This is a genomic window from Nocardiopsis sp. iso_25 (assembly GCF_056173305.1).
This window is the reverse complement of record NZ_CM149667.1, coordinates 198,340-224,301: the sequence shown is the minus strand read 5'-3', so window position 1 is coordinate 224,301 and position 25,962 is coordinate 198,340. Positions and strand designations below refer to the sequence as shown.

General features: G+C 72.7%; 21 protein-coding genes and 1 pseudogene. 12 read left to right on the top strand and 10 right to left on the bottom strand.

Features of this window, described 5'->3' with window-relative positions:
• Positions 1–39 precede the first annotated feature (39 nt).
• Positions 40–303: a phosphoribosyl-ATP diphosphatase gene (locus AC0VX6_RS00995; RefSeq protein WP_013156366.1), complete on the bottom strand. Its 264-nt coding sequence runs from the start codon at positions 301–303 to the stop codon at positions 40–42.
• Between the two features lie 175 nt (positions 304–478).
• Positions 479–1,312 carry an SDR family NAD(P)-dependent oxidoreductase gene (locus tag AC0VX6_RS00990; protein WP_274975806.1) on the bottom strand — a complete coding sequence of 278 codons (834 nt, stop codon included), beginning with the start codon at positions 1,310–1,312 and terminating at the stop codon, positions 479–481.
• A gap of 229 nt (positions 1,313–1,541) precedes the next feature.
• Here AC0VX6_RS00990 and AC0VX6_RS00985 point away from each other — a divergent pair, with 229 nt between their 5' ends.
• Positions 1,542–2,246 carry a class I SAM-dependent methyltransferase gene (locus AC0VX6_RS00985; protein WP_274975805.1) on the top strand — a complete coding sequence of 235 codons (705 nt, stop codon included), beginning with the start codon at positions 1,542–1,544 and terminating at the stop codon, positions 2,244–2,246.
• A 79-nt stretch (positions 2,247–2,325) separates the two neighbouring features.
• Here AC0VX6_RS00985 and AC0VX6_RS00980 read toward each other — a convergent pair whose 3' ends face one another.
• Together AC0VX6_RS00980 and alr are read right to left on the bottom strand one after the other, a co-directional pair.
• Positions 2,326–3,378, bottom strand: coding sequence for a D-alanine--D-alanine ligase family protein (locus tag AC0VX6_RS00980; protein ID WP_274975804.1), 1,053 nt, complete (start codon positions 3,376–3,378; stop codon positions 2,326–2,328).
• Positions 3,371–4,579 carry an alanine racemase gene (gene alr, locus AC0VX6_RS00975; RefSeq protein WP_274975803.1) on the bottom strand — a complete coding sequence of 403 codons (1,209 nt, stop codon included), beginning with the start codon at positions 4,577–4,579 and terminating at the stop codon, positions 3,371–3,373. The genes AC0VX6_RS00980 and alr overlap by 8 nt, the downstream gene beginning before the upstream one ends.
• A gap of 102 nt (positions 4,580–4,681) precedes the next feature.
• Between alr and AC0VX6_RS00970 the strand changes: the two genes are divergently transcribed.
• Together AC0VX6_RS00970 and AC0VX6_RS00965 are read left to right on the top strand one after the other, a co-directional pair.
• Positions 4,682–5,338: a response regulator transcription factor gene (locus AC0VX6_RS00970; RefSeq protein WP_274975802.1), complete on the top strand. Its 657-nt coding sequence runs from the start codon at positions 4,682–4,684 to the stop codon at positions 5,336–5,338.
• 488 nt (positions 5,339–5,826) lie between these two features.
• On the top strand, positions 5,827–8,187 hold the full coding sequence (locus tag AC0VX6_RS00965) for a trehalase-like domain-containing protein (protein ID WP_274975801.1): 2,361 nt from the start codon (positions 5,827–5,829) through the stop codon (positions 8,185–8,187).
• Positions 8,188–8,300: 113 nt separating this feature from the next.
• Here the strand turns inward: AC0VX6_RS00965 and AC0VX6_RS00960 are convergent, their stop codons facing one another.
• Positions 8,301–8,930 carry a hypothetical protein gene (locus tag AC0VX6_RS00960; protein ID WP_475467157.1) on the bottom strand — a complete coding sequence of 210 codons (630 nt, stop codon included), beginning with the start codon at positions 8,928–8,930 and terminating at the stop codon, positions 8,301–8,303.
• Between the two features lie 262 nt (positions 8,931–9,192).
• Positions 9,193–9,789: a GNAT family N-acetyltransferase gene (locus AC0VX6_RS00955; RefSeq protein WP_274975799.1), complete on the bottom strand. Its 597-nt coding sequence runs from the start codon at positions 9,787–9,789 to the stop codon at positions 9,193–9,195.
• 215 nt (positions 9,790–10,004) lie between these two features.
• Here AC0VX6_RS00955 and AC0VX6_RS00950 point away from each other — a divergent pair, with 215 nt between their 5' ends.
• From AC0VX6_RS00950 to AC0VX6_RS00930, 5 genes are all read left to right on the top strand, one after another.
• On the top strand, positions 10,005–11,120 hold the full coding sequence (locus AC0VX6_RS00950) for a winged helix DNA-binding domain-containing protein (protein ID WP_475467155.1): 1,116 nt from the start codon (positions 10,005–10,007) through the stop codon (positions 11,118–11,120).
• 119 nt (positions 11,121–11,239) lie between these two features.
• Positions 11,240–13,216, top strand: a complete 1,977-nt coding sequence (locus tag AC0VX6_RS00945) for a hypothetical protein (protein WP_475467154.1) — start codon at positions 11,240–11,242, stop codon at positions 13,214–13,216.
• A gap of 209 nt (positions 13,217–13,425) precedes the next feature.
• A complete protein-coding gene (locus AC0VX6_RS00940) occupies positions 13,426–14,391 on the top strand; it encodes a DedA family protein (protein WP_475467152.1) in 966 nt (321 codons plus the stop codon).
• A gap of 198 nt (positions 14,392–14,589) precedes the next feature.
• Positions 14,590–15,993, top strand: a complete 1,404-nt coding sequence (gene lpdA, locus AC0VX6_RS00935) for a dihydrolipoyl dehydrogenase (protein ID WP_274975795.1) — start codon at positions 14,590–14,592, stop codon at positions 15,991–15,993.
• A gap of 186 nt (positions 15,994–16,179) precedes the next feature.
• Positions 16,180–16,893, top strand: coding sequence for a hypothetical protein (locus AC0VX6_RS00930; protein WP_475467150.1), 714 nt, complete (start codon positions 16,180–16,182; stop codon positions 16,891–16,893).
• Between the two features lie 86 nt (positions 16,894–16,979).
• Here the strand turns inward: AC0VX6_RS00930 and AC0VX6_RS00925 are convergent, their stop codons facing one another.
• From AC0VX6_RS00925 to AC0VX6_RS00915, 3 genes are all read right to left on the bottom strand, one after another.
• Complete coding sequence (locus AC0VX6_RS00925) at positions 16,980–17,546, bottom strand: peptidase inhibitor family I36 protein (protein WP_475467149.1); 567 nt, start codon at positions 17,544–17,546, stop codon at positions 16,980–16,982.
• 359 nt (positions 17,547–17,905) lie between these two features.
• Positions 17,906–18,886 carry a winged helix-turn-helix domain-containing protein gene (locus tag AC0VX6_RS00920; RefSeq protein ID WP_475467147.1) on the bottom strand — a complete coding sequence of 327 codons (981 nt, stop codon included), beginning with the start codon at positions 18,884–18,886 and terminating at the stop codon, positions 17,906–17,908.
• A 551-nt stretch (positions 18,887–19,437) separates the two neighbouring features.
• A complete protein-coding gene (locus AC0VX6_RS00915; protein WP_475467146.1) occupies positions 19,438–21,042 on the bottom strand; it encodes an OmpA family protein in 1,605 nt (534 codons plus the stop codon).
• Between the two features lie 351 nt (positions 21,043–21,393).
• On the opposite strand from AC0VX6_RS00915, the gene AC0VX6_RS00910 reads away from it, so the two are divergent.
• The 4 genes from AC0VX6_RS00910 (at position 21,394) to AC0VX6_RS00895 (ending at position 25,360) form a co-directional block, all read left to right on the top strand.
• A complete protein-coding gene (locus AC0VX6_RS00910; RefSeq protein ID WP_475467144.1) occupies positions 21,394–23,037 on the top strand; it encodes a molybdopterin-dependent oxidoreductase in 1,644 nt (547 codons plus the stop codon).
• A gap of 76 nt (positions 23,038–23,113) precedes the next feature.
• Positions 23,114–23,764: a fasciclin domain-containing protein gene (locus tag AC0VX6_RS00905; RefSeq protein WP_274975789.1), complete on the top strand. Its 651-nt coding sequence runs from the start codon at positions 23,114–23,116 to the stop codon at positions 23,762–23,764.
• Positions 23,765–24,011: 247 nt separating this feature from the next.
• Positions 24,012–24,623, top strand: coding sequence for a sigma-70 family RNA polymerase sigma factor (locus AC0VX6_RS00900; protein WP_248773016.1), 612 nt, complete (start codon positions 24,012–24,014; stop codon positions 24,621–24,623).
• Positions 24,620–25,360 carry an anti-sigma factor gene (locus tag AC0VX6_RS00895; RefSeq protein WP_274975788.1) on the top strand — a complete coding sequence of 247 codons (741 nt, stop codon included), beginning with the start codon at positions 24,620–24,622 and terminating at the stop codon, positions 25,358–25,360. The genes AC0VX6_RS00900 and AC0VX6_RS00895 overlap by 4 nt, the downstream gene beginning before the upstream one ends.
• Positions 25,361–25,529: 169 nt before the next feature.
• On the opposite strand, the pseudogene AC0VX6_RS00890 reads toward AC0VX6_RS00895, so the two are convergent.
• Positions 25,530–25,944: pseudogene (locus AC0VX6_RS00890) on the bottom strand (MFS transporter); the annotation flags it as partial.
• Positions 25,945–25,962: the final 18 nt, after the last annotated feature.

Genomic DNA, 25,962 nt, shown 5'->3' with positions numbered 1-25,962 from the left:
TGGCGTCGGTGGCCGGATGCGCGCGGGCGGCGCGTCGGCCTACAGATGCTTGTAGACGTCCTCCAGACGCAGGCCGCGGGCCAGCATCAGGACCTGGAGGTGGTAGAGGAGCTGCGAGATCTCTTCGGCTGCCTGGTCGTCCGACTCGTACTCGGCGGCCATCCAGACCTCCGCCGCCTCCTCGACGACCTTCTTGCCGATGGCATGGACGCCGGCGTCGAGCTGGGCGACGGTCCCGGAGCCCTCGGGGCGGGAACGCGCCTTCTCGGACAGCTCGGCGAACAGCTCTTCGAAGGTCTTCATGGTGTCTTTCCTCGACAGACAGATGCGCTACCAGCGTAGGCGGTCCGGCGCCCCGATGCCGCACCCTCGCGGGGATGTCTCATCATGTGGGCGGCGGCGTGCGCCACACCGCGCCACACCGCCGGGACCGTCCCGGCGCGGGGCGGCCGTCGCGCCCGGTCCGCCTCGCCCCGGTTCACCACACCCTGCGGGCGGCGGCGCGCACGATCGGCTTGGGGATGAAGCGCAGCAGCCCCGTGGCCGCCTTGTACTGGGCCCCGGCCACGACGCTGGAGCGCCCGGCCGCCCAGGCGGTGAGGGACTCGCGCACGACCTGCTCCTTGGGGACGAACGCGAACGCGGGCATCCCGCTCTCCTGGACGCCCCTGGTCATGTCGGTGCGCACGAACCCCGGCAGGACCGCGGTGACGTGCACGCCGTGCTCGGCGACCTCGGCGGCCACGCTCTCGCTCCACAGGGACACGAACTTCTTGCCCGCCCCGTACACAGAGCCGCCGGGGTTGGCGGTGATCTCGCCCGCGACGGAGGAGAGGTTGATGACGCCGAGCCTGGTCCGGCCCGGCAGGCTTCCGCGGCGGGCGATCTGGACCGGCAGGACGGCGCGGGTCAGGTGCAGGACCGCGCGCACGTTGAGGTCGATCATGGCGTCGATCTCGGAGGGCTCCTGCTCAGCGAAGGGGCCGCCGTCGCCCCGCCCGGCGTTGTTGACGAGCAGGTCCACGGGGGCCTCGTCGCCGCTGCCGTCGGCGGACAGGCGTTGCACGACGAGCGAGAGGCCCTCGTCGGTGCCCAGGTCGGCGGGCAGGGGCTGGACGCCGACCCCGTAGCGTCCGCCGATCTCCTCGGCGAGGGCCTCCAGGAGTTCGCCCCGGCGGGCGACGAGGACGAGGGAGTAGCCGCGTTCGGCGAGCCTGCGGGCGTACTCCTCGCCGATCCCGGTGGAGGCCCCGGTGACCAGCGCGGTCCGTGGGTGGTCGGGGGTCTCGGAGGTGCTGGCCGGTTCGCTCATCCACCCAGGGTAGGCCGTCGCCGGTCGCGGGGACAGGGACCCGGCGGGCGCCGGACCGGCGTGCGCGCGCGGCGGTGCCCGGCGGCGTCCCGGCCCGCGCGGCGCTCCCCTGGGCTCCGGAGTTCCCCTTCGCACGGTGGGCATGGACACACACGGTCTCACCTGGGTTTTCCCAGAACGCGGCCGTGCCGACTCCCTTCGGGAAGGGATGAGGCGTTAGCGTGCGTGTATGTCCGAGACCCACAGCCCTGCCGGACCCCTCTCCTCCCTGAGGTTGGACGAGCGCCTGCGTGACACCCGACTGTTCTTCAGCCAGGCGCTGCGCACCTTCCACGCCACCGGTTCCATCCTCCCCAGCAGCGGTGCGCTGGCGCGTGCGATGGCCGAGTACGTCCGGCGCCGACCCGAACCCGACCGCCCGCTGCGCATCCTGGAGGCCGGAGCCGGGACCGGCGCGATCAGCCGCGGGATCGCCGCATCGATGCAGCCGGGGGACACCCTGGACCTGGTGGAGGCCAACCCCGAGTTCGCCGCCCACGTGGAGGGACTGCTCAAGACCGACCCGGTCATGTCGCGGGTGGCCGACGCCTCCCGCGTGCACGCCAAACTCGTCAACGACATGGGCACCGACCGGTCCTACGACGTGATCGTGTCGGGCCTGCCGTTCGCGAACTTCACCGCCGACGCCGTCCGGGAGATCCTGGACTACTACTTCGAGGTGCTCGAACCGGGCGGCACCATGTCCTTCTACGGATACCTGTACACCAAGGAGGTCAAGGCGGTCATCGCCCGCCGCGAGGACTACCTGCGCCAGGCCCGCACGAGCTGGCTGGTCCAGGAGTGGATCGACCGCTACGGCATCGGCTCCGAGAAGGTGTTCGCCAACGTCCCGCCCGCGTGGGTGCACCACCTGCGCAAGCCGGGGAAGGGCTGAGCCCGCTCCCCCGCAGCCACGGACAGGGGCCCGCCACACGTGTGGCGGGCCCCTGCGTTCCCCGGGACGTGCGCGGCCCTCAGGCCAGCGCGGTCCGGATGAGGCTGTCCAGCAGCTCGGGGTACTCCAGGCCCGCCGCCCGCCAGATCTGGGGGTACTGCGAGTGCGCGGTGAACCCGGGCAGGGTGTTGACCTCGTTGACGACGGGTTCGGTGCCCCCGCGCAGGAAGAAGTCCACGCGCAGCAGACCGGAGCAGCCGACCGCCTCGAACACGCCCAGGGCGAGGTCGCTCAGCTGCGTCCGGAGCCCGACCGGCAGGTCGGCGGGGATGTCGAAGACCGCGTCGCCCCCGTACTTGGTGTCGTAGTCGAAGAAGCGCTCCGCGTCCGCGACCCGGATCTCCAGCGGCGGCCCGGCCTTGAGCGCGCCGTCGGGCAGCTCCAGGACGGCCAGGTCGACCTCGCGCCCGACGACCGCCTCCTCCACCAGGACCTTGGTGTCGAACTCGCGCGCGGTCTTGACGGCGGCCTCCAGCTCCGACCAGTCGCCGACCCGCGTCACCCCCAGGCTGGAGCCGCTGCGCGCGGGCTTGACGAACACGGGCAGTCCCAGCTCGGCGCGCTCCTGCGGCGAGACCTCGTCGTCAGGTCCGCGCAGCACCACGTCCCGCGCGACCGGCAGCCCGGCCGCGCGCAGCAGCGTCTTGGTGGTCGCCTTGTCCATGCCGGCGGCGCTGGCGAGCACGCCGTTGCCCACGTACGGCACTCCCAGGAGTTCGAGCATCCCCTGGATCGTGCCGTCCTCGCCGTAGGGGCCGTGGATGACGGGGAAGACCACGTCCGCCTCGCCCAGCGCGAGGATCGCCTCGCCCAGGCCGTCGCCCGTGCGCCGCTCCCCCTCTCCGCCGGGCTCGGGGGTCAGGGCCAGCAGGCGCTCGGCGTCCAGCGCGGCGGGGTCGTCGGTGTCGGCGCCCACCACCCACGCCCCGGCGCGCGTGATCCGCACCGGGACGGCCTCGTACCGGTCGCGGTCCAGGTGCGCGAGAACCGACAACGCCGACGCGCACGAGACGTCGTACTCCCCGTTGCGTCCACCGAAGACGACGGCGACGCGTGTCCTTGCCTCAGGCACTCGATCTCTCCTTGCTCGGTACGCGCGGCACGGGCCGCGCCAGGTCCTGGTGGAGGCGGGGCACGCGCGCGCCCACGCCGGTGAGAATCTCGTGGGGGATGGTCCCGGCCCAGTCGGCCCACTCCTCGACGGTGGGCTCGCCGCGGTCGCCGGGGCCGAACACGACCACCTCGTCGCCCTCGCGCACGTCCATGCCGCCGACGTCGACCACGAACTGGTCCATGGCGATGCGTCCGGCCACGGGGCACCGCCGTCCGGCGATCCACACGTAGGCCCGGTCCCCCGCCGCCCGGGGCACGCCGTCGGCGTAGCCGAGCGGGACGAGGGCGAGCAGGCTCTCGCGCGAGGTGGTGTAGGCGTGGTGGTAGCTGACGCCCGTCCCCGCGGGGACCCGGCGGACCATGGCCACCCGGGCGCGCAGGGTCATGGCCAGGCGCAGGCCGAAGCGCCTGCCCTCGACGGGCTCCACTCCGTAGAGGCCGACCCCGGCCCGGACCAGGTCGAAGTGCGTGGCGGGTTCGTTGAGGATCGCGGCCGTGTTGGCCAGGTGCCGCAGCGACGGTTCGAGCCCGGCCGCGCGCGCCTGGGAGAGCGCCCCCTCGAAGGCGGTGACCTGCTGCGCGGTGGTCGCCGCACCGGGCAGGTCGGCGGAGGCCAGGTGCGACCAGACGCCGCGCACCCGGACCAGGCCGTCCAGTTCCAGCGCGCGGGCCAGACCGACCAGTCCGGGCCAGGCCTCCGGCGGCGCGCCGTTGCGGCTCAGCCCGGTGTCGGCCTTGAGGTGGACGTGCGCGACACGACCCGTGCGCACGGCGGCGTCGGCCACGGCGCGCAGGTGTCCGACCGAGGGGACGGACAGGTCCACGTCGGCGGCGACGGCGGAGGCGAAGTCCTGGTCCGCGCGGTGCAGCCAGCACAGCACGGGGGCGCGCAGCCCGGCGCGGCGCAGGGCGAGCGCCTCCTCCAGGGAGGTCACGCCCAGCCAGGTCGCTCCGGCCTCCAGGGACGCGCGGGCCACCTCCACGGCCCCGTGGCCGAAGCCGTTCGCCTTGACGACGGCAAGAATTTCGGAATTGGTCCGCTTTGCCATGAACCGTACATTGTGGGCGATCGCGCTTATATCAACGAGGGCCTCACCCAGGGGTGAGGCCGGGTGTCCGGGGACGTGGAGCGAGTGCTCCCCGGGGTCGGTCGACGGCATGACCAAGAAGTAGACACGAAGCGCTGTGAACAGAACGTGAGCGCCGCCCCCGCCCCGTCCCCGGAAGACGCCCGCCGAGCGCGGAGGGAGAAGGAAGAGCGTATGAGGGTCTTGGTCGTGGACCACGGAGAGGACCCCGCACAGCCGACCGCCTCATGGCTGCGCGAGGCCGGTTTCGCCGTGGACACCGCCCCGGACGGGGAGACGGCGCTGTACAAGCTCGCCGTCAACGAGTACGGGGTCATGCTGCTCGAACGGGCGCTGCCGGGGCTGAGCGGGAACGAGGTGTGCCGCGTGGCCACCACCCTGCACGGCCAGGTGCGGGTGCTCATGGTGAGTTCTCCCACCAGTCCGAAGGAGCGGCTCGCCGGTTTCGAGCTGGGCGCGGACGACTACCTCATCAGGCCCCTCGACCGCGAGGAGATGATCGCGCGGGTCCGCGCCCTGGCCCGGCGGCCCGGCCGGGCCGAACCGCCGGTGCTGGAGCGGTCGGGCCTGCGGCTCAACTCCACCCGCTACGAGGCCTCCCGCGACGGCAGGCCGCTGCACCTGTCGCCCAAGCAGTTCGGGGTGCTGGAGGAGTTGCTGCGCGCCGACGGCGCCCCGGTGTCGGCGGAGTCGCTGCTGGAGAGGGTGTGGGACGAGAACATCGACCCGTTCACCACGATCGTGCGCGTGACCATCCGCTCCCTGCGGCGCAAGCTGGGCGCCCCGAACCCCATCCAGACCGTGCCCCGCGTGGGTTACCGGCTGAGGTGACCCGGATCCCGGGCGGGACGGGGAGCGCCGGGCCGGGCGGTGGCCGGGGGTCCGCCGCCGAGCGCCGACGTGTCCCATCGCACGTCCCGCGCGGACGGAGCGCACGCGCTCCCCCAGCCGTCCCGATCCTTCGCGACGGTGGGTGATCACGGACTCGTCCGAGTCAGGATCCGCGACCTTTGCCCTGTTTTGCGATTGATTCGTGACCTGCATCACTGGAATCTGAGGTCGCAGGTACCGGTGGGACGCAGGTAGTCTCGCGTTGACTTCTTGCGGACCGGATCTTTGCGTTCGGCACCACCTCTCGCCCACGCACACGTGAAGAGTTCCTGAGGATCCCTCTGACGTCCCCGGAAGTCCCATCCCGCGCCACAAGCCCTGGGCTCACCTTTGTGCACACCCATATCAGAGTGAACCCGAAGCATGCGCGCGGAGTCCTACAGATCATCCGATTCCCCAGGTCAACGCGGACCAACGGAGGAGGCAGCGTGACGGTCACCCAAGCGGTCGAAGCGGTTCCGGGCATCCCGGAGGACACCGCTCCCGCGCTCATGCCCGTGGACGTCCGGCAACGCGTCTCCGCCCTCGCCAGAACCTCGCGGCTCCTGGTCGCCTGCGACTACGACGGCGCCCTCTCCACCATCGACCCGGCCGACCGGCGCCCGCTGCCCGAGGCCCTGCGCGCGCTGCGCGACCTGGCCGACCTGCCCGGCACCGTGTGCGCGGTCATCTCCGGCCGCCCCCTGCGCGACCTGGCCGCGCTCTCGCGCCTGCCCGCCGAGGTGCGCCTCGTGGGCGCCCACGGCACCGAGTTCGACACCGACGTGACCGTCGACCCCGACCACCGCACCGCCGACTCGCCCTCGGACAAGGCCGCCGCCCTGGAGCTGCTGCGCGACCAGGTCGAGGCCACCGCCATCCTCTACATCGGCGGCGGCGAGGGCGAGGAGCCCGTCTTCACGCGGCTGACCGGCGCCGACGCGGGCGTGCGGGTCGGCGAGGGGCCCACCGTGGCCTCCCACCGCGTGGCCGACACCCCGACCGCCGCGGCCCTGCTGTCCGCGCTGGCCGCCGAGCGCCGCTTCTGGGTCTTCGGCGAGCGCCCCACGCCCATCGAGCGCATGTCGATGCTCTCCAACCAGGGCTCCGTGGCCCTCGTCGGCCCGGACGCGCGCCTGCTGTGGTTCTGCCACCCCGAGCCCGACTCGAACGCCGTGTTCGCCGAGGTCCTGGGCGGCCGACAGGCGGGCGTGTTCGCCGTCGCCCCCGCGCACGGCGGCCGTCCGCTGGGCCAGCGCTACCTGCCCGGCACCATGACCGTGCGCACCCGCTGGTCGCGCATGGACGTCACCGACTACCTCGCCCACGGCACCCCGCAGGGGCGCACCGACCTGATCCGGGTGATCAGCGGCGTCACCCCGGCCACGGTGGAGTTCGCCCCCCGGCCCGACTTCGGCCGCGCGCCGGTGCGCATCAAGCCCCGGGAGGACGGCCTGCTCGTCGAGGGCGCCGACTTCCCGATGGCCCTGTACTCGCCCGGCGTGGAGTGGGAGATCGACCACGACGGCGTCTCCGACATCGCCCGCGCGGTCGTCCACCCGCGCTCGGAGCAGCCCGTGGTGCTGGAACTGCGCTGCGGCACCGACTCCCTCGTGCGCGGCACGCTGCCCGAGTCCGAGCGCCAGCGGACCTCCGGCGAGCACTGGTCGCGCTGGCTCGACGGCCTCACCCTGCCCGACACCGCCCAGCAGCTGGCGGCGCGCTCCGCGCTCACCCTGCGCGGCCTGTGCACCCCCTCCGGGGGCGTGATGGCCGCCGCGACCACGTCGCTGCCCGAGGAGATCGGCGGCGTCCGCAACTGGGACTACCGGTACTGCTGGCTGCGCGACGGCGCGCTGACCGTGCAGTCGCTGGTCTCCCTGGGCTCGACCGCCGAGGCCGAGGAGTTCCTGGACTGGGTGCACCGGGTCGTGGACTCGCTGCCCGGCCCGGAGACGCTGCGCCCGCTGTACTCGCTGCGGGGCACCAACCTGGGCCCGGAGGAGGTCATCGAGTCGCTGTCCGGGTACGCCGGCTCGCGGCCGGTGCGGATCGGCAACCTGGCCGACCACCAGGTGCAGCTGGACGTGTTCGGCCCCGTCGTGGAGCTGATCGAGAAGCTGTCCTCGGTGCGCGGCACCCTGGCCGACCGCGACTGGGACCTGGTGCGGTCGATGGCCGAGGCGGTCGCCCGCCGCTGGCACGAGCCCGACCACGGCATCTGGGAGGAGCGCGACGAGCCCCGCCAGCGCGTCTACTCCAAGGTGATGTGCTGGGTGACCCTGGACCGCGCCGTCGCCCTGGCCCGCGCCTACGGCCGCGAGGTGGACCCGTCCTGGCCGGACCTGCGCGACGGCATCGCCGCCGAGGTGCTGGACAAGGGCTGGAACGAGGAGGCGCAGGCCTTCACCACCGCCTACGACGGCACCGACCTGGACGCCGCGTCCCTGCACATCGGCCTGTCCGGGCTGATCGACCCGGCCGACGAGCGCTTCCAGGCCACCGTGACCGCCGTGGAGGCGGAGCTGCGCAGCGGCCCGACCGTGTACCGGTACCACCGCGACGACGGCCTGCCGGGCGGCGAGGGCGGCTTCCACCTGTGCACCGCGTGGCTGATCGAGGCGTACCTGCTGACCGGCCGCCGCGCGGAGGCGGACGAGCTGTTCAAGCACCTGGTGGACTGCGCCGGACCGACCGGGCTCATCCCGGAGGAGTTCGACCCGGTCACCGAGCGGGCGCTGGGCAACCACCCGCAGGCGTACTCGCACCTGGGCCTGATCCGCTGCGCCCAGCTGCTCGACCGCCTCTGAGAAGGACCCGCCGGGGCGTCCGCGGCGCGCTCCCGGGCCCCTGAGGGCCGTGGGAGCGCGCCCGCGGGCGCCCCTTCGCCGTGGGACGGACCCGCGGCGTCCGGCGGAGCCGGTCAGTGACCGGAGGGACCCGGCTGACCGGGGTACCCGCCCTGGCCGGGCTGGTTCGGGTACCCGCCCTGGCCGGGCTGGCCGCCGTAACCCGGCTGGCCCGGGTGACCGGGCTGTCCGCCGCCGTCGAGGTGTCCGCCGTAACCCGGCTGGTTCGGGTACCCGCCCTGGCCCGGGTAGCCGCCCGGGAGGGGCTGGTGGCCGGGGTCGGTCACACGGAACCACTCCTTGGCGCTCTCGGTCCGGATGAGCAGCAGGATGACCGCCATCAGGACCACGCCCACGGCCGGGTTGGACGCGTCGGTGAGCAGGTTGAGGAGCGCGCTGGCGAATCCCAGGGCCACGACGACGAGCACGAGCGTGCGCGCCCTGTTCCCGCCCTTGCCCAGGGCGACCACGACGTAGACCTCGAAGGCCGTGAGGGCCAGGCCGAGGAGCAGGATGGCCGCGACGCCGCCCACCCCCATGGCCATCTCCGCCTCGACCTGCGCGCTGGGCAGGTTGGCGATGGCGACGAGGCCGATCAGGGCCAGGGAGTAGATGACGGCGGCGAGCACGATCCTGATGATGAGGATGACGCGGACCGCCTTGAGCGGGCCGGGCATCGGGGGTGCGGGGATGTCGGGGTTCACGGGGGAGAAGCCTTCCCGGTCGGGGTCGTGAGCGGGACGAGGGATGTTTCGTATCTACGACTTCCGCGGGGCGGGAACGGTTCCCTCCCGGGCTGGAATCGTGTTCGGCCCGCGCCCACAGAGCGGGCGGCTCCCAGGGGATGGGAGCCGCCCGTGACACCGGGGGGCGGTGTTGAGTGTGGTGTCTTCCCTCTGTCAGGCGGCCTAATCATCCGCCGGTCCGGACGCGGGCGGGGCGACCCGTCCGGCGCGGACGCGGACCTCACCGGAAGCGCGGGCCCTCCTCCAGGCGCTCGCGCACGCCCGGCCACTCGTTGCGCAGCACCGAGTAGTACACGGCGTCCCGGCGGCGTCCGCCCGGCATGACGTTGTAGCTGCGCAGGACGCCCTCCTCCGTGGCGCCGATGGAGCGCAGGCCGCGCCGGGCCCGCTCGTTGAGCACGTCGGTCTTGAACTCGACCCGCTCCGCGCCCATCTCCTCGAAGGCGTGCCGCAGCAGCAGGTACTTGGACCAGTGGTTGACCCCCCGGCCCCGGAAGTCGCGCCCCAGCCAGGAGCTGCCGACCTCCAGCCGCAGGTCGGGCTCGGACATGTGCCCGTAGCTCATGCTGCCCGCGATGCGCCCGCTCGCCTTGTCGGTGACGGTGAACGTGGAGCGCTCCCCGCCGTCGCTGGCGGCCAGGTAGGAGTAGAAGAACCGGACGAAGCTCGCCTCGTCGTCCACACGGGCCACGAAGTGCGTCCAGATGTCGGAGTCCACGGCCTGTTCGCGCCACCCCTCGCGGTCCGTCTCCACGAGGGGAGTGAGCAGCACGTGCTCGTTCTCCAACCGGACACGCGACTGCTCGGACCACGACATGGGCACTCCTCCGGTGTACGGCGTTATGTCCGTTGCGGATTGTAGTGTCGCCCCCCGGACCGCCCGTCGAGTGGGGTACCCCACACGGCCGCCGCCCCGCTCGCCGCCCGTCCGCCCTCCGGGGGCGCACCGGGCCGCCCCGCGCGCGGCGCCCGCCTGTCGGACCCGGCCGGTAGTGTGCCTCGACCGACCGGCAATCCTGGAGGAGCCGAGCGATGGCCGCCACCGACACCGTCCTCTCCCGGCGTGAGCTCAATCGCGCCACCCTCGCCCGCCAGTTCCTCCTGCGGCGCGTGGACCGGCCGGTGACCGAGGTCGTCTCCCACCTGGTCGGCCTCCAGGCGCAGACCACGCACACCTGGTACGTCGGGCTCCAGAACCGGATCGAGGGAGCGTCCCCCGAGGACGTCGGCCGCCAGCTCACCGACGGCGAACTCGTCCGCGCCACCCTCATGCGCGGCACCCTGCACCTGGTCACCCCCGAGGACTTCCGCGCGCTGCGGCCCACGGTCCAGCCCGTCATCGCCGGCGGCCTGGCGCACAGCGCCCACGGGAAGGCCACCGCCGGGATCGACCTGGACGCCGTGGCGGACGCCGGGCGCGCCCTGCTGGTGAAGGAGCCGCTCACCCCCGGCGAGCTGGGCGCACGCCTGGCCGAGCGGTGGCCCGGGGTCCCCGGCGGCGACCTGTCCTACGCGGTGCGCTCCCTGCTGCCCGTCGTCCAGATCCCCCCGCGCGGGGTGTGGGGCTGCTCCGGGCCGCCCGCGTTCGCCCCCGCCGACACCTGGACCGGTCTGGCCATGGACGCCGATCCCGATCCGGAGGCGCTCGTGCTGCGCTACCTGGCCGCGTTCGGACCGGCCACCGTGAAGGACGTGCAGGCCTGGTCGGGGCTGACCCGGCTGCGCGCGGTGGTCGACCGCCTGCGCGAACGGCTCGTGGTCCTGCGCGGCGAGGACGGCGCCGAGCTGTTCGACCTCCCCGACGCCCCGCGCCCGGGACCGGACGTCCCGGCGCCGGTCCGCTTCCTCTACGACTTCGACAACGTGCTGCGCGGCCACGCCGACCGCGGCCGGATGCTCTCCGCCGAGGATCTGGGTCGGCTCGCCTCCCGCAACGGGATGCCGCCCGCCACGGTGCTCGTGGACGGCCGGGTGCGCGGCTCCTGGAAGGTGGTCCGGGCCAGGAGGACGGCGGCCGTGGAGGTGACGCCGTTCCGGCCGATCGGGGCCGCCGACCGGGAGGAGGCCGAGGCCGATGGGCTGCGGCTGCTGGCCTTCCTGGCGCCGGAGCGCGACGCGCACGAGGTCCGGTTCGCGTCGCCCGCCTGACCGCCGCACGTACCCGTGGACGCGGACGGGTCCTTCCCGACGGGGGTTCTTCCGGTGTCCGTCATCGACGCATGTGACCGGACCACGGACAGTACGTGTGGGTATGGAAGGATTCACAGGTGACCGATGAGTTCCGTGCCGCGTTCCAACGCGTGCTCGACACCGCAGCCAGCCAGGCACCCGCGTTTCCGGCGGCCGTGCACGACGTGTTCCGGCTGTCCTCCCAGGTGCCCGTCGAAGAACTCGCCATCGCCATGGAGGCGCTGGCCCCGGTCCTGGGCGACAGTGAACCCGTCGCCGGGATCGCGGCCGACCTCGCCGTCCTGGCCGGCGCCCTCGTGGAGGCCGGAGCGCCCGCGGGACAGGTGGGGCTGGAGGTGCTGCGCCAGCTGGGAAGTTACGGTCAGGCCGCGGTGGCCTTCATGCACGCGTGGGACAAGACCGGCGGCGGGCAGCTGCCCGCGCCCAACGACGTGTCGGCGGCCGACGAGCAGCGCGTCGAGGAGGTCCTCGGGGAGAACGCCCCGCTGGCCACCGTGGGCTGGTGGACGTCCCTGCGCTACGGGCTGGCGGCCAAGGCCATGCTGGGCGACCCCGGGGTGCGGGCGGCCGTGCGCGCCGACTCCAGCGCCCTGGAGGGGCTGACCCAGATCGTGCACGCGCTGTCCACACAGCTCAGCGAGTTCGTCGAGGTGAACGAACTGCTGCGGATGGCGGAGGCGAGCACGCTCCTGGTGCTGGACCGGGCCTCGCGCCGGGGCTTCCAGGTGCGCTTCGACGGGATCGGCGACAACTTCCAGCTGCACACGCTGCTCGCGGACGCGCTGATCGGCAAGGAGGGACGGCTGGTACCCGGCACCCGGCCCGACCCCCGGTGGACCGCCGCGTGCCTGGACGCGCCGGTGGACCCGCTGGCGGACGTGGTGCGCGGCGAATGGGACCTGGTCGGCGGCGACGGCACGTGGGTCGGCAACGAGGCCCTCCCCGGGGACATCCCGCTGGTCGACGGCACGCGGGTGCTGGTGCTGGAACCGCAGTCGCTCAGCCACTCCTGGCGGGCCGGGCGCAGGCACCCGCACATCCCGGGGTCCCTGGAGGTGCTGGAGGAGATGCGCCACGAGGACGCGGCCGCGTGGTGGACGCGGATCCACATGGCCGGTTCGGTACGCCATCCGATGGCGCCGCCGATCGAGCACGACGAGACCGGAACCCACCGGACGCAGGCGCCCCGCCACTTCGGTGTGGCCGCGCACTTCGCCGAGGTGGACTCGGGTCCGATGTCGGCCTCGTTCCGGTCGCTGGAACCGGAGGCCGATGACGACCTGCTCACCGGGGGGACCGGCGCCGCGGCCGAGCGACCGCAGTCCCCGCCGGAGCCGTGGGGGGACCCGTCGCAGGACCGGGGCGAGCCGTCCGGGGCCGAAACGCCCGAACCCCACCCGTGGGCCGCCGACCCGCTGCCCTCCCGCACGCCTCCGGAGCCGCCGGAGGCCCCCCGGGCCGGGGACCCGCTCGCGGACCCGCTCTCGGACGCCTTCTCGGACCCGCTCTCGGGTCCGCAGGAGCCCTGGCGGTCCGGAGGAGCGGTGGAGGGGCCCGACTCCTGGGGCGCGGCGGAGCCCGCGGAGCCGATGAGCGATTGGCGCAGCCCCGAGCCGCTGGGCTTCCGGACCCCCACGGGGGCCGACGAGGGCACGGACCGGGCCCAGCCCTGGCCCCTGGCCGCTTCGGAGAACTCCTGGAGCGCCGCGGAGCCCGCGGAGCCGATCAGCGATTGGCGCAGCCCCGAGCCCCTGGACTCCCGCCCCTACGCGGAACCCGAGGAGCGGGCGGACCGGGACCAGTCCTGGAGCCCCGCCGCGCCGGAGGACCCGCTGGGCGCCTGGGGGCGGCCGGAGTCTCCGGAGGACCGGGCGACCCCGACCCGGGACGCGGTGGGTCCGGCGGAGGCGGAGAACACGGCGGACTCCGGGGACGACGGCTACGACAGGCGCCCCGGCTCCCGTCTGCTGCCGCCCATGCCGCCGGGCGTCTCGGACAGCTGGGCGTGGGCTCCGGGCTGGAAGTGGCCCGCGCCGCCCGGCTCGTCCGACTGAGCACGGCCCGCGGCCCCGGGGAGGGACTCCCCGGCCGCGGACGGGGCGGCGGCCACGGGTGCGGGGTGCGTGTCCGGGACCGCCGCCCCGGACCCCGTACCGGCACCGCGGTATGACAGGTGTCATGTCGCGGCACCGGCGGCTCTCACACCGACCCGGTGACTCCTGCGTCTGGGGACGGGCCTCCCCGGTCGGCCAAGCTTGGGGGTATGACGACGTTGAACAGCGACCGCTCCGGCACCGGCGCCCGGTCCGGAAGCGGAACGGGTGCCGGCCCCGGGTCGGAGTCCGGAACGAGTACCGGCTCCGAGTCCGCGACCGTGTCCGGGACCGCGCACGCCGGTGAGGACACCCCGCGCGCGGACGGCGCACCCCTGTCAGCGGAGGAGCGCAAGGCCGCCGAGAGGGAGGCGCAGAAGGAGGAGGCCCGGGCCGCCCTGCACGCGCTCAAGCCCTGGGAGGGCAGGGCGACGCGGCAGGACAAGGCGCTGATGGCCGCCTTCGTCGGCGTCCCCCTCTTCTTCATGGCGCTGACGCCGCTCAAGCCCTTCCTGATCGCCCACCACCCGGTCCTGCTGGAGTTCGTCACCGGCAGCAACGCGGCGGTCGGCGCGGCCGCGGCGTTCGCGCGGATCGGGGAGATCCCCCTGTGGCTGGTCGTGGTCGCGGGCGTCGTCGGCAAGGTGAAGATCGACTGGCTGTTCTGGTGGGTCGGCAGGCGCTGGGGCCGCGGTTTCGTCAACCTCATCGCGCCGGGCGACAGGGCGCAGCGCTTCGCCGACCGGGCGCAGGACATGAGCCCGTGGATCATGCCGGTCGCGATCGTCCTCAGCTACCTGCCGGGCATCCCCACCGTGTTCGTCCTCGTCATCGCGGGCTGGACCGGGATGCGCCTGGTGCCCTTCCTCCTCCTGGACGCCCTCGGGGCCCTGGTCCTCACCGCGTCCGTGGCCTCCGTCGGCTACGCGGCGGGCCAGACCGGGGTGGACATCGTCCTGCTGGTCGACAGGTACGCCCTATGGTTCGCCCTGGGCATCGTCGTCGTCATGGCCTTCGTCCCCGTGTTCAAGCAGAACCGCGCCCAGAAGCGGGCCAAGGCGGCCGCGGAGGCGAAGGCCGCCGAGGAGGTCGGGGCGGCGCGGGGCGACGAGAGGGCGCAGGACCCCCGGGGCTGACACCGCGGACCGCGATCTCCCTCGGCCGAACGCGCGCGACCCCCTGTGAGCAGGCGCTTCCACGGAAAGTACCGTGAAGGAAGCGACTGGTCACCCACGTGCCGGGGGCACCCGACTAGGCTGGCGTTCGGCAATCCGACAACCCGGGCAAGCCGACTGCGCTGGGTGCGTCACAAACACACTCAAGGAGATCCCGTCATGGGACAGCGACACTTCGATCTGGTGGTTCTCGGCGCGGGCCCCGGCGGCTACGTGGCCGCCATCCGCGCCGCCCAGCTCGGCCTGAAGACCGCCGTCATCGAGGAGAAGTACTGGGGCGGGGTCTGCCTCAACGTGGGCTGCATCCCCTCCAAGGCGCTGCTGCGCAACGCCGAACTCGCCCACCTGTTCCAGAACGAGGCCGACTTCTTCGGCATCAAGGTCGACGGCAAGGTCGAGTTCGACTTCGGCAAGGCGCACAGCCGCAGCCGCGAGGTGGCGGACGGCCGGGTCAAGGGCGTCCACTACCTGATGAAGAAGAACAAGATCACCGAGCTGAACGGCCGGGGCACCTTCACCGACGACCACACCGTCGAGGTCAGCGGCGAGGACGGCGCCACCGAGACCGTCACCTTCGACCACGCGGTGATCGCGGCGGGCTCCTCCACCAGGCTGCTGCCCGGCACCGAGCTGTCCGAGCGGGTCGTCACCTACGAGGAGCAGATCCTCACCGACACCCTGCCGGAGAGCATCGTCATCGCCGGTGCGGGCGCCATCGGCGTCGAGTTCGCCTACGTCCTGGCCAACTACGGCGTGGACGTGACGATCGTGGAGTTCCTCGACCGCCTCGTGCCCACCGAGGACGAGGAGGTCTCCAAGGAGCTGGGCCGCGCCTACAAGAAGCTGGGCGTCAAGGTGATGACCTCCACCCGCGTGGAGTCGGTCGAGGACACCGGCGAGGGCGTGCGCGTCACCGTCAGCAGCGACGGCAAGGAGCAGACCCTGGAGGCCGACAAGCTCCTCCAGGCCATCGGCTTCGCCCCCAACGTGGAGGGCTACGGTCTGGAGAAGACCGGCGTGGAGCTGACCGACCGGGGCGCGATCGGCATCGACTCCCGGGGGCGCACCAACGTCCCGCACATCTACGCGATCGGCGACGTCACCGCCAAGCTGATGCTGGCCCACACCGCCGAGGCCATGGGCATCGTCGCCGCGGAGACCATCGCGGGCGCCGAGACCCAGGAGATCGACTACCGGTTCATCCCGCGCGCCACCTACTGCCAGCCGCAGATCGCCAGCTTCGGCTACAGCGAGAAGGAGGCGCGGGAGGCGGGCTTCGACGTCCAGGTCGCCAAGTTCCCGTTCATGGCCAACGGCAAGGCGCACGGCCTCGGGGACACGCGCGGTTTCGTCAAGATCCTCTCCGACGGCAAGTACGGGGAGTTCCTCGGCGCGCACATGATCGGCCCGGACGTGACCGAGCTGCTGCCCGAGCTGACCCTGGCCCAGCAGTGGGACCTGACCGTGCACGAGGTCGCGCGCAACATCCACGCGCACCCCACGCTCAGCGAGGCGGTCAAGGAGGCCGTGCACGGCCTGGCCGGTCACATGATCAACATGTGACGCACCGGCGTCCCCGGCCCCGCCGCCCCGGGAGGGTGGCGGGGCCGCGCCGTACCCGCGCGGGCACCTTCCGCCGAAGGCGGGCGGCGACCCCTGCCTCGGGCGCTCCGCGGACTTGCTAAGTTTCGTGTGTCCCCGCCGGATCCCCACCCCGAACTCCGGTGCTCCCCCGACCGAAAGCCATCCATGCGCCTGATCCCGTCCACTCCCCTGTCGTGCCTGGGCACGGCCGCCGCCGTCGCCGTCGTCGGCGGGTTCGTCCTCGTCGGCTTCGGCGTGATCGACCTCGACGAGTTCGAGATGGACCTGTCCTTCGGAGACGGCGTGGACCTGCCCTTCGGGGACGGTGAGGAGGTCCCCGAGCTGGAGGCCGGGGCCTCGCCCGGTCCCGAGGAGGAGCAGCCGGAGCAGGCCGCGCCGGAGTACGGGCTGCCCGAGTCGTGTGCGGCCGCCGGTGCCGCGGAGGTGGTCGGCGAGCTGGCCCCGGGACAGGTGCTCACCGAGGAGGTCGGTGAGGTGGAGGGCGTCGACGGCGCCGAACAGGTCGTGTGCTCGTTCAGCGACGGGAGCACCGGGCCCGGCGCCTCCTCGTTCACGCTGGTGTTCACCCTGAACGCCGACCCGAGCACCAACCCGGACGTGGTGCGGGTGCCCGGGGAGCAGGAGCAGATGAACTGGGAGGTGGACATCGACGTGGACGTGGACACCTACCACACCGAGGAGTCCGACTCCCTGGGCGGCGACCTGGAGTACGTGGGCACCGTGGACGGCTCCAGCCGCCACCTGTACCTGGCGCTGCCCGACGAGCTGTACGTCACCGCCATCGCCTACGGCGAGGAGGTGCCGCGCGAGGACCTGGAGCGGGTGGTCATGCTGGCCGCCGAGCGCATCCGGGGCTGACCCGCGACGCGAACGACCGAGGGGGCCGCCGGTGGGCGGCCCCCTCGCGTGTTCCCGGACGTGTCGGGATCACCTCACGGTGTGCCTCAGCACGGGACGACCGTCCAGATGGGGGTCCAGTCGTAGGAGGGGTCGGATTCCGGTGCGACGGACCGGGTCACGGTGTTGCCGCTCTGGCCTCGGAGGAGGGCCACGGTGCCCGTGTACTGGTTGTTCCGGTAGGAGCCCTGGACGACCCAGTCGGTAAGCGTGTAGGTGCCGCAGTAGTACAGGTTGTACTGGTTGCCGACGTAGTTCGGGTCGGTGTACATGCAGAAGTAGCCGAGGGGGCATTCGAGGGCGGCGGAGGCGGTCGCCGGAGCGCCGAGGTCGTGCGCGTACTTCTCACCGGGTGCGGCGACCACGATCTCGCCGCCCTCCAGTTCGATCCTGTTCGCCGACACCTGGGTGCCGCCGAAGTCGTCGAGGTAGGCGTCCACCTCGTCCTGGAGCTGCTCCGCCTCAGCGGAAGTCAGGTCGGCCTCCGCGGTCTGCGTGGCGAACTCCGCCCGCAGGGCGTTCTCCTCCGCGCTGGCGGGCCCGGCGGCCAGCACCAGCCCCAGCATCGACAGGCAGGCCACGAACAGCGACCACGGCCCCGTACTCTTTCGCATTCCCATTCTCTCCCACTCCTCGTTCCCGCTTCTGGACGTCACCCGGTTGACACGGCACTCTCCGAGCACCGGTGCCGGGCACCCGTGAATCGGGCCTCCCCTTATTCCCCCGCCGTCCACACGGAGGAAGAAAGGACGACCCCAGACTGGAAAGAACGGGAAAACCCGAGGCCCGGAACAGAAAACAACAGATGGCACAGACCTCTGGACTGGAAGAAGGAAAATCACTCCCGTTCCACCCGAACGCAGGTTATTCGCGCCCGGGGAGCGCGACAACGCTTTTCGGCCGTGGACAAAAGGCCCAGTTCCCGGACGGCTCCGGTCCGGACCGAACTCCCGTGTGCCGGTTCCGACACTCCTCAGCCCCCGCACAGGGTGCGCCCCAGCGGTGTGGCGGTGTGGTGCACGGACGGGCCGAGACGGTGGGTGGTGAGCAGTCCGTTCCCCCGCAGCACGCTGAGGTGCTGGCTCGCGGTGGCGGCGGAGACGCCGACGTCCCGGGCGACCTGCGTGGTGGAGCGCCCGTGGTCGGCCACGGTGCGCAGGATGTCGGCGCGGGTCCGCCCGAGGAGTTCGCGGAGGGACCCGTCCGCGCTGCCCTCACCCCTCCCCGAGAACCAGCCGCCGTCCACCGAGTCGTGGTCGATCGGGTAGACGAGCACGGGGGACAGCGCGGAGTCCCGGAGGAGGATGGGCACCCTCCAGCAGAAGAAGGACGGGATGAGGCGCAGGCCGCGGCCGTCCAGGTACAGGTCACGGTCGATCATCAGACTCCGCAACTCCAGGACCGGGGACTGCCAGGCCAGGGCGGGGCTCAGACCGGCCAGCAGTGCCTCCACGCCGCCCTGGAGCAGGGCACGGGCGCGCAGGGCGCGATCGGTGTGCACGTGGCGTCGGACGGAGTCCCAGTGGGGGGCCAGGGCGCGGCCGTGGTAGTCCCGCAGGGCCTCCGTCAGCCTGTGCAGGGCGCTGGTCCGGCCCCGCGCGAGGTCGTCGCTCCATCCGGGCAGTCTGCGGCTGCTCCCCAGGATCTCCAGGTCGCCGCGCAGGCGGGCGCGAGGGGTGCGGGCGAGGGCCTCGATGCCCTCCTCCACGTCGCACAGGGGCACCGCGGGGGTGAGGAAGTCGGGCGAGTACCCCCGCGCGGGCCCGAAGGGCAGCACCTGGCGCAGCGAGGAGGGCGTGGCCTGGCGGAGGGAACGGCGCCAGGGGTCGAACACCCGGCGGCCGTCCCGGTTCTGGAGGGCGTGGAGGCTGAGCAGTATCTCCCACATGGGGTCGGGCTCGGGGGCGACCACGGTGTTCGCTAGGTCGGTGCCGGTGAAATGGATCCTTACCATCGTCGTCATTCCTGCCTGGTGTCGCGGGACCCTTCGCGACCACCGCTGTCGTTCGCGCGGTGGTGGCTGGACACGGGGCCTCGGGCGGGGGGCTGGCCGCCAGGAGAAAGGTATCGGGCGGCGTTCCTTTTCTTCGCGAACACCCGGACGGAACGTCACTTTCCACCGGGGGCGGAGCATCCACAAAGGAGAACAGCGGGTGAACGATTCTCCCACCTGGGGGAATTCACCGCCCCCCGGCGGAATCCGGTGCTTTCCAGTGCTCTGGGACAAGAACAGGGAAAGGCTTTTTTCGTGTGCCGGAAGTGGCTGGAGGGGTTCGGAGCACCACCGCCCCTCCCCGCCGTGTCCGGGTACGGCGAAGGGGGCCGCCGATCGGCGGCCCCCTCACGTGTGCGGGCGGTCCCGGTGTTCCGTCGCGGCGGAGGCTTCACCGCCCCGCGCTCCTCGCCGAGGCCCCGTCGTGCCCGCGGCGGGCCCGGGAGACCGGCACCGGCCGGGACGGGGGTCAGAACCCACGCCGGGCACCGGCGGCGGTCCCGCCCGTCCCTCTAGTGCTCCACGGGGATCTCCTCGAACTCACCGAACGGGCCCGCCCGCAGGGTCAGCTCCTCCACGTCCACCGGCGGCGCGGGGAAGACCGCGACCAGGCTGTAGGTGTTGTCGGGCTGGAGCATGTGGACCTCTTCGGCGAAGCTGCTGTAGCGCCCCTCGCCGAAGTCCATCTGGGCCACGTAGCGCACCAGGCCGCTCTCCGGCTCCAGCAGTTGGAAGCCGCCGAGCGTGCCCTTGTTGAACTGCTCGGGGCCGCCCGCCTGGACGGCCTCCTGCCCGCCCATGTCGGGCATGGTCGGCTCGTCGGTGGTGTTGGTCAGAGCCACGGTGCCGATCACGTACGCGCCGTCGCGGCGCAGCGGGTAGACCTCCAGGCGCACCCCGTCCAGCTCGCCCTCGGCCACCACCGACCCCGGGTCGTCGTCGTAGGGCGCGGGCCAGGTGACGTTGCGCTGGGCCGCGCCCAGGGCGTCGTCGTCGTACTCCTCTTCCTCCGTGGCCTCCACGGTGGTGTTGAAGACGTAGGAGAACTCCACGCGCCGGTTGCGCGCCCGCGCCTCGTCGTCGTCGGGGCCGCCCTCGCGGGCGATCGGCTCCTGCTCGCCGCGGCCCTCCACCTCCAGGGTGTAGTCGGTGCCCAACTCCTCGGCGAGCAGGTCGCGCACGCTCTCGGCCCTCTGCACCGACAGGTTGTCGTTGTAGGAGTCGTCGCCGATGCTGTCGGTGTGGCCGATGACCGTGATGACGGGCTCGTCGGGGTCGACGTTGCGGGCCAGGCTGGTGGCCGCGCGGCGCACCACGTCCTCGGCCTCGGGGGTCAGGTCCGAGCGGTCGAACTCGAACATGACGTCGGAGTGCAGGGAGATGATCTCCCGGTCGCCGTCGCGGGTGGTGGAGGCGATCTCGGAGTCCACGAAGCTCTGCACCCAGCCCTCGTCGGCCACGGCGTCCTCGTCCGGGCGGCGGTTGGCGAAGGTGAGGTTCTCCCCGCTCGGCGGCGGGTCGTCCGGGGTGAGGTGGTCGGCCCCGTTGGGGTCCTGCGGGGCGGCCCGCTCCTCCTCCACGTCCACGACCGGGATGCCGGTCATGGCCCCGAGCCCGCTGCCGACGAACGTGACCTGCCGGACCTCGTCGGGCAGGCGCGGGAAGTAGCGCACGTACTCGTTGGTGACCCCGTCGTGGACCGGGTAGAGGCCGTCCTGGTTGGGGCTCTCGGAGCCGTACTTGAGACCCTCCTCGTCCAGGAACTGCCGGTAGACGCGGCCGGTGAGCGGATCGACCAGGGTGTGGGCCATGCTCATGTTCCGGTTGGGTCCGGTGAACTCGTCGAGGTAGGTGACCTCGTAGTACATGACGGTGTAGTCGTCGGTGCGCTCCAGACCGGTGACGGCGAAGCGCATCTCGTTGTCCCGGCCGGTGTCCTGGAAGATGCGGCCCTCGCGGACGTAGGGGAACTCCTCCCTGACCTCGGGCGGGCCCGACGCGCTTCCGAAGGTCTCGGACCACCAGTCGGACACCCCCTCGGTGACCGTACAGCCGCTGAGCAGGAGGCTGCCCGAGACCGCCAGCGCGACCAGGGGTAGGGGCGACTTCCTCGCCATGTGGGGGAACTCCGATCGTTGAGGAGACGTACGGGCAACATCCTCCTGTACGCGTGGGGCGGAACCGACCGCCCTGCCCGCTGTTGGCGGGTTACGTCCGCTTGGCGGCCGGTGCCCGGTGCGGGGCGGTCCCGTCGGCGCGGGACCCCCGGACGGGTCCCGGACGGACGGCGGGCGCGGGTCCCGGAGGAGTCCGGGGCCGGCGGTGGACGGGCGGCGGACGGGCGGCGGACGCGCGAGGAGCGCCCCTGCACCCGCCGGCGGCACCGCGTCACCGCAGGTCAAGGACTTCTTCGCGCGGACCGAAAAAAATTCCGCGGAAACACCCATCCGCCCCCGCCTCGGCCCCGAATGACCGACGTGACCACCGAGACACGCGGGAACACCCCGCCACGCGACAGGCGACGGGTCGTCGTCGGATCAGTCGTGGGGCTGCTCACGGTCGGCGCCTCACTGGGCACCGCCGAGCTGGCCGCAGGACTGCTCCGCACCGTGTCTCCGGTGATCGCCGTCGGCGACACGGTCGTCGACATCACACCGCCCTCCCTGGTGGAGGCGGCGATCGATCTGCTGGGCAGAGCCGACAAGGTCGTGCTCGTGGCCGGGATCATCGCCGTTCTTCTGGGTGTCGGGGCCGTACTCGGCACGGCGTCGCTCCGGCGGCCCGTCGTCGGGTACACGGGGTTGGCGGTGTTCACCGCGGTCGGGCTGGCCGCCGTGCTTCCGCACCGCTCCGACGACCCGGGCGCCCCGGTGCCCGTGCTCGTCGGGGCGGTGGCGGGGGCTCTCGCCCTGGCGCTCCTGGTGCGCAGCGCGCGCGGGACGCTCCGGCCCGAAGCGGACTCCGGACCACAAGGGATGGGCGGTTCGAGGACACCGGCGGACGCGGAGGAGGCTCCTGCCCCTCCCGCGGCCGGACCGGACCGGGGCCCGGGCAGACGCGGTTTCGTGCTGACCGCGGCGGGCGTCCTGGCCGTGTCCGGCACCGCCGGTGTCCTCGGGCGCCTGCTGCCGACCCTAGGCGGCGGTGCGGGCTCACGCTCCGCCCTCGCCCTTCCCCCGGCGGCGAACCCGCTGCCGCCGCTGCCCGCCGCGACCGAACTGGGCGTTCCGGGGCTGACACCCTTCACCACGCCCAACAGGGAGTTCTACCGGATCGACACCGCCCTCACCGTTCCCCGGCTGGACTCCACCCGATGGACGCTGAGGGTGCACGGGATGGTGGACCGCCCCTTCGAGATCGACATGGACGAACTGCTCGCCGAGGAGCTCGTCGAGGCCGACATCACCATGACCTGCGTGTCGAACCAGGTCGGCGGCGACCTCGCGGGAAACAGCCGCTGGCTGGGCTTCCCCTTGACCGACCTCCTGCGGCGCGCGGGCGTGCAGTCCGGCGCCGACCAGATCCTCAGCACCTCCGACGACGGCTGGACCTGCGGCACGCCGACCGAGGTCGTCATGGACGGGCGCGACGCGCTCCTGGCCGTGGGCATGAACGGGGAGCCCCTCCCCCACGCGCACGGCTACCCGGCGCGCATGGTCGTCCCCGGCCTCTACGGGTTCGTCAGCGCCACCAAGTGGGTCACCGACATCAAGCTGACCCGCTTCGCCGACGAGCAGGCCTACTGGGCGCAGCGCGGCTGGGCGGTGCGCGCTCCCATCAAGACCATGTCCCGCGTGGACGTGCCCGCACCCCTGAGCCGGGTGGACGCCGGAGAGGTCGTCCTGGCCGGAGTGGCCTGGGCACAGCACCGCGGGGTCGACGCCGTGGAGGTGCGGGTGGACGGAGGCGAGTGGCAGCGGGCCGAACTCGCCGCGGTCCCCGGCATCGACACCTGGGTCCAGTGGGTGGCCGAGACCACCGTCGAACCCGGCCAGCACTCCGTGGAGGTCCGGGCCACCGACGCCACCGGGGCCACCCAGCCCGCCGAACGGGTGGATCCCGTGCCCGACGGCGCAACCGGCTGGCACAGCATCCGGTTCACCGCCGAATAGACGCACCCCTCGACCAACACCGGCGCAAGTCGGTGACGTGAGCAAACAGAAGTTAACCAAGTTGAAGGAGAAAACAATGATCCGCAAGAGCAGCCTCACCATCACGGCCGCCGCTGCCGCGCTCGCCTTCGGTCTGACCGCCTGCGGCGGCGGCATGGGCGGCGAGGAGGAGGCCGCCGAGGAGACCCCCACCGCGACCGAGTCCGAGAACAGCGGCATGGGCGGCGAGGAGGGCACCACCGAGATGGCGGGCGAGAACTTCGGTTCCGGCTGCGCCGAGGTGCCCGCCGACGGCGAGGGCAGCTTCGAGGGCATGGCGGACGACCCGGTCGCCACCGCCGCGTCCAACAACCCGGTGCTGTCCACGCTGGTGACGGCCGTGACCGAGGCGGACCTGGTGGACACGCTCAACTCGGCCGAGGACATCACGGTCTTCGCCCCGGCCAACCCGGCGTTCGAGGCGATCCCGCAGGAGGACCTCGACGCGCTGCTGGCCGACCAGGAGCAGCTCACCGAGGTGCTGACCTACCACGTGGTCGAGGGCCGCCAGACCCCGGCCGACCTGGAGAACGGCACGTTCACCTCGCTCCAGGGCGGCGAGGTCACCACCGAGGGCTCCGGCGAGGAGTTCACGGTGAACGGCGAGGCGTCCGTCATCTGCGGCAACGTGCAGACCGCCAACGCCACGGTGTACATCGTCGACGGCGTGCTGATGCCCGCCGAGTAACTCCGGCACGGTGCGACCCCCGGGCGGTCCGAGCGTTGAGGCCGGGCCGTCCGGGCCCGCCAGCGCCCCCGAGGGCACACGGGGCTCCGTGGACTCCACGGAGCCCCGACGGGCGCACCGCGCGAGAACAGCCGAACGGTACGGCTGACGTGCGATTCTGGAAGGGCCGGGATCCTTCGGGGCACACCCGGGCCCGTCCAGCGCACGGATGGGGCGAGCGACGCAGGACCACCAGGAAGAGGAGCGGATGGACGAGCACGCCGCGATACCCCGGGGCCCCCGCGGGTCGGAGGCGGAGCCGCCGGTTCCGCCTGCCCAGCGGCTCACGGAACTGCTCCGCCAGGTGGCCCGGGGTGATGAGAGCGCGTTCGGCGAGGTGTACGACCTGGTCATCCCGTCGGTGTACGGGCTGGTGCGTCGTGTGCTTCGCGACCCCGCCCAGTCCGAGGAGGTCGCCCAGGAGGTGATGGTGGAGGTGTGGCGCACCGCCTGCCGTTACGACGAGCGGCGCGGCAGCCCCCAGGCGTGGGTGATGACGCTCGCGCACCGCCGGGCGGTGGACCGGGTGCGCTCCGAGCAGGCCGCCACAGACCGGGAGGCCAGGGTGGCGGCGGCGAACACGCAGCGCCCCTACGACGAGGTGGCCGAGGAGGCCACGAACCGTCTGGAACGCGAGCGGGTGCGCCGCTGTCTGGACACGCTGACCGAACTCCAGGGCCAGTCCGTGCGTCTGGCCTACTACGGCGGATACACCTATCGTGAGGTGGCCCGCCTGCTTTCGACGCCGTTGGGCACCGTGAAGACGCGGATGCGCGACGGTCTGATCCGGCTACGGGACTGCTTGGGGGTGGAGTGGTGAGGAGGACACTGGGCCAGGACCCGCACATCCTCTCGGGAGCCTACGCCCTGGGCGCCCTGTCTCCGAGTGAGAGCGTGCGGTTCGAGGACCATCTGGCCGAATGCGACTCCTGTGTGCAGGAGACGCGCGGCTTCACCGAGACCGTCACGCTCCTGGGCACCGCGGCCGCCGGCACGCCGCCCGCCGAACTGCGCGAGCGCGTACTGGAGGAGGTGGCGCGCACCCGCCAGCTCGCGCCCGCTCCCGAGCGCCTGCCGGTGCCGCGCCGGGGCCGCTGGTCCTGGGGCCTGGGGCTGGTGCTGGCCGCCTGCCTGGCCGTCATGGTCGCGCTGGGCGCTGTCGTCATCGACCAGGTGCGCCAGGTGCAGGACCTGCGGGAGAACGAGCGGCAGATCGCGGCGGTGCTCTCCGACCCGAACGCCGACTACACCACGGCCGAGCCCATGGAGGGCGTGTCCGTGACCGTGGTGCACTCCGAGAGCAGCGGACGGATCGTGTTCAGCGCCCACGGCCTGGAGCGGCTGGAGGACGAGGACTACCAGCTCTGGCTGACGCGTGACGACGGCAGCGTCTACTCGGCCGGGGTGCTCTCCGTGGACGAGTCGGGCTTCGTGCTCCCGGTGCTGGCCGCGCCGCAGGACGAGGCGACCGGGGGCGTGGCCGTCACCGTCGAGCCCGAGGGCGGCTCCGAGCAGCCCACCTCCGATCCGCTGATGGCGATGCCCTTCGAGGGCTGAGGACCGGTCGCCGTCCGGCCCCGGCCGGGCGGCGACCGGTTTCACGCCGGTCATCGGACGGCCGATGACCGGTCCCCTAACCGGACCGCCTCCCGTCACCCGGGCGGCGGTGCGGCACCTGACCGGCCGTGGCCCGACCGCTCGGCCCCCTCGGGGGGCGGGGCCGCGGTCAGGCCACGGCCACCTCCTCGGGCCGGGGCAGGTCGCGCATGGCCGGGGAGAGGCTGAACAGGGCGGCGAGCGCCGAGACCAGCGTCATCGTCGGGAAGACCCAGGCGGGCCCGGCGCGGTCGAAGACCACCCCGATGCCGAGGATGCCCACCGGCTGCGACACCAGCGCCATGAACGTGACGGCGCCCGGGACACGACCCTGGTAGCGGTCGCTGACCGACGCGGCGGCGTAGCCGTAGAACACGGCGTTCACGCAGGGCACGATGGCGAACACGCAGCCCACCAGCACCCCGAGGAACATCACGTTGGGCGCGAACAGCAGCCCCAGCGCGCACACCGGGGCGGCCCAGGCCGCGGTGAGGAAGATGGGCCGAGAGCCGCACCCACCTGACGACCGCTCCGGCTCGGAAGGCCGTCGCGGTGCACACGGA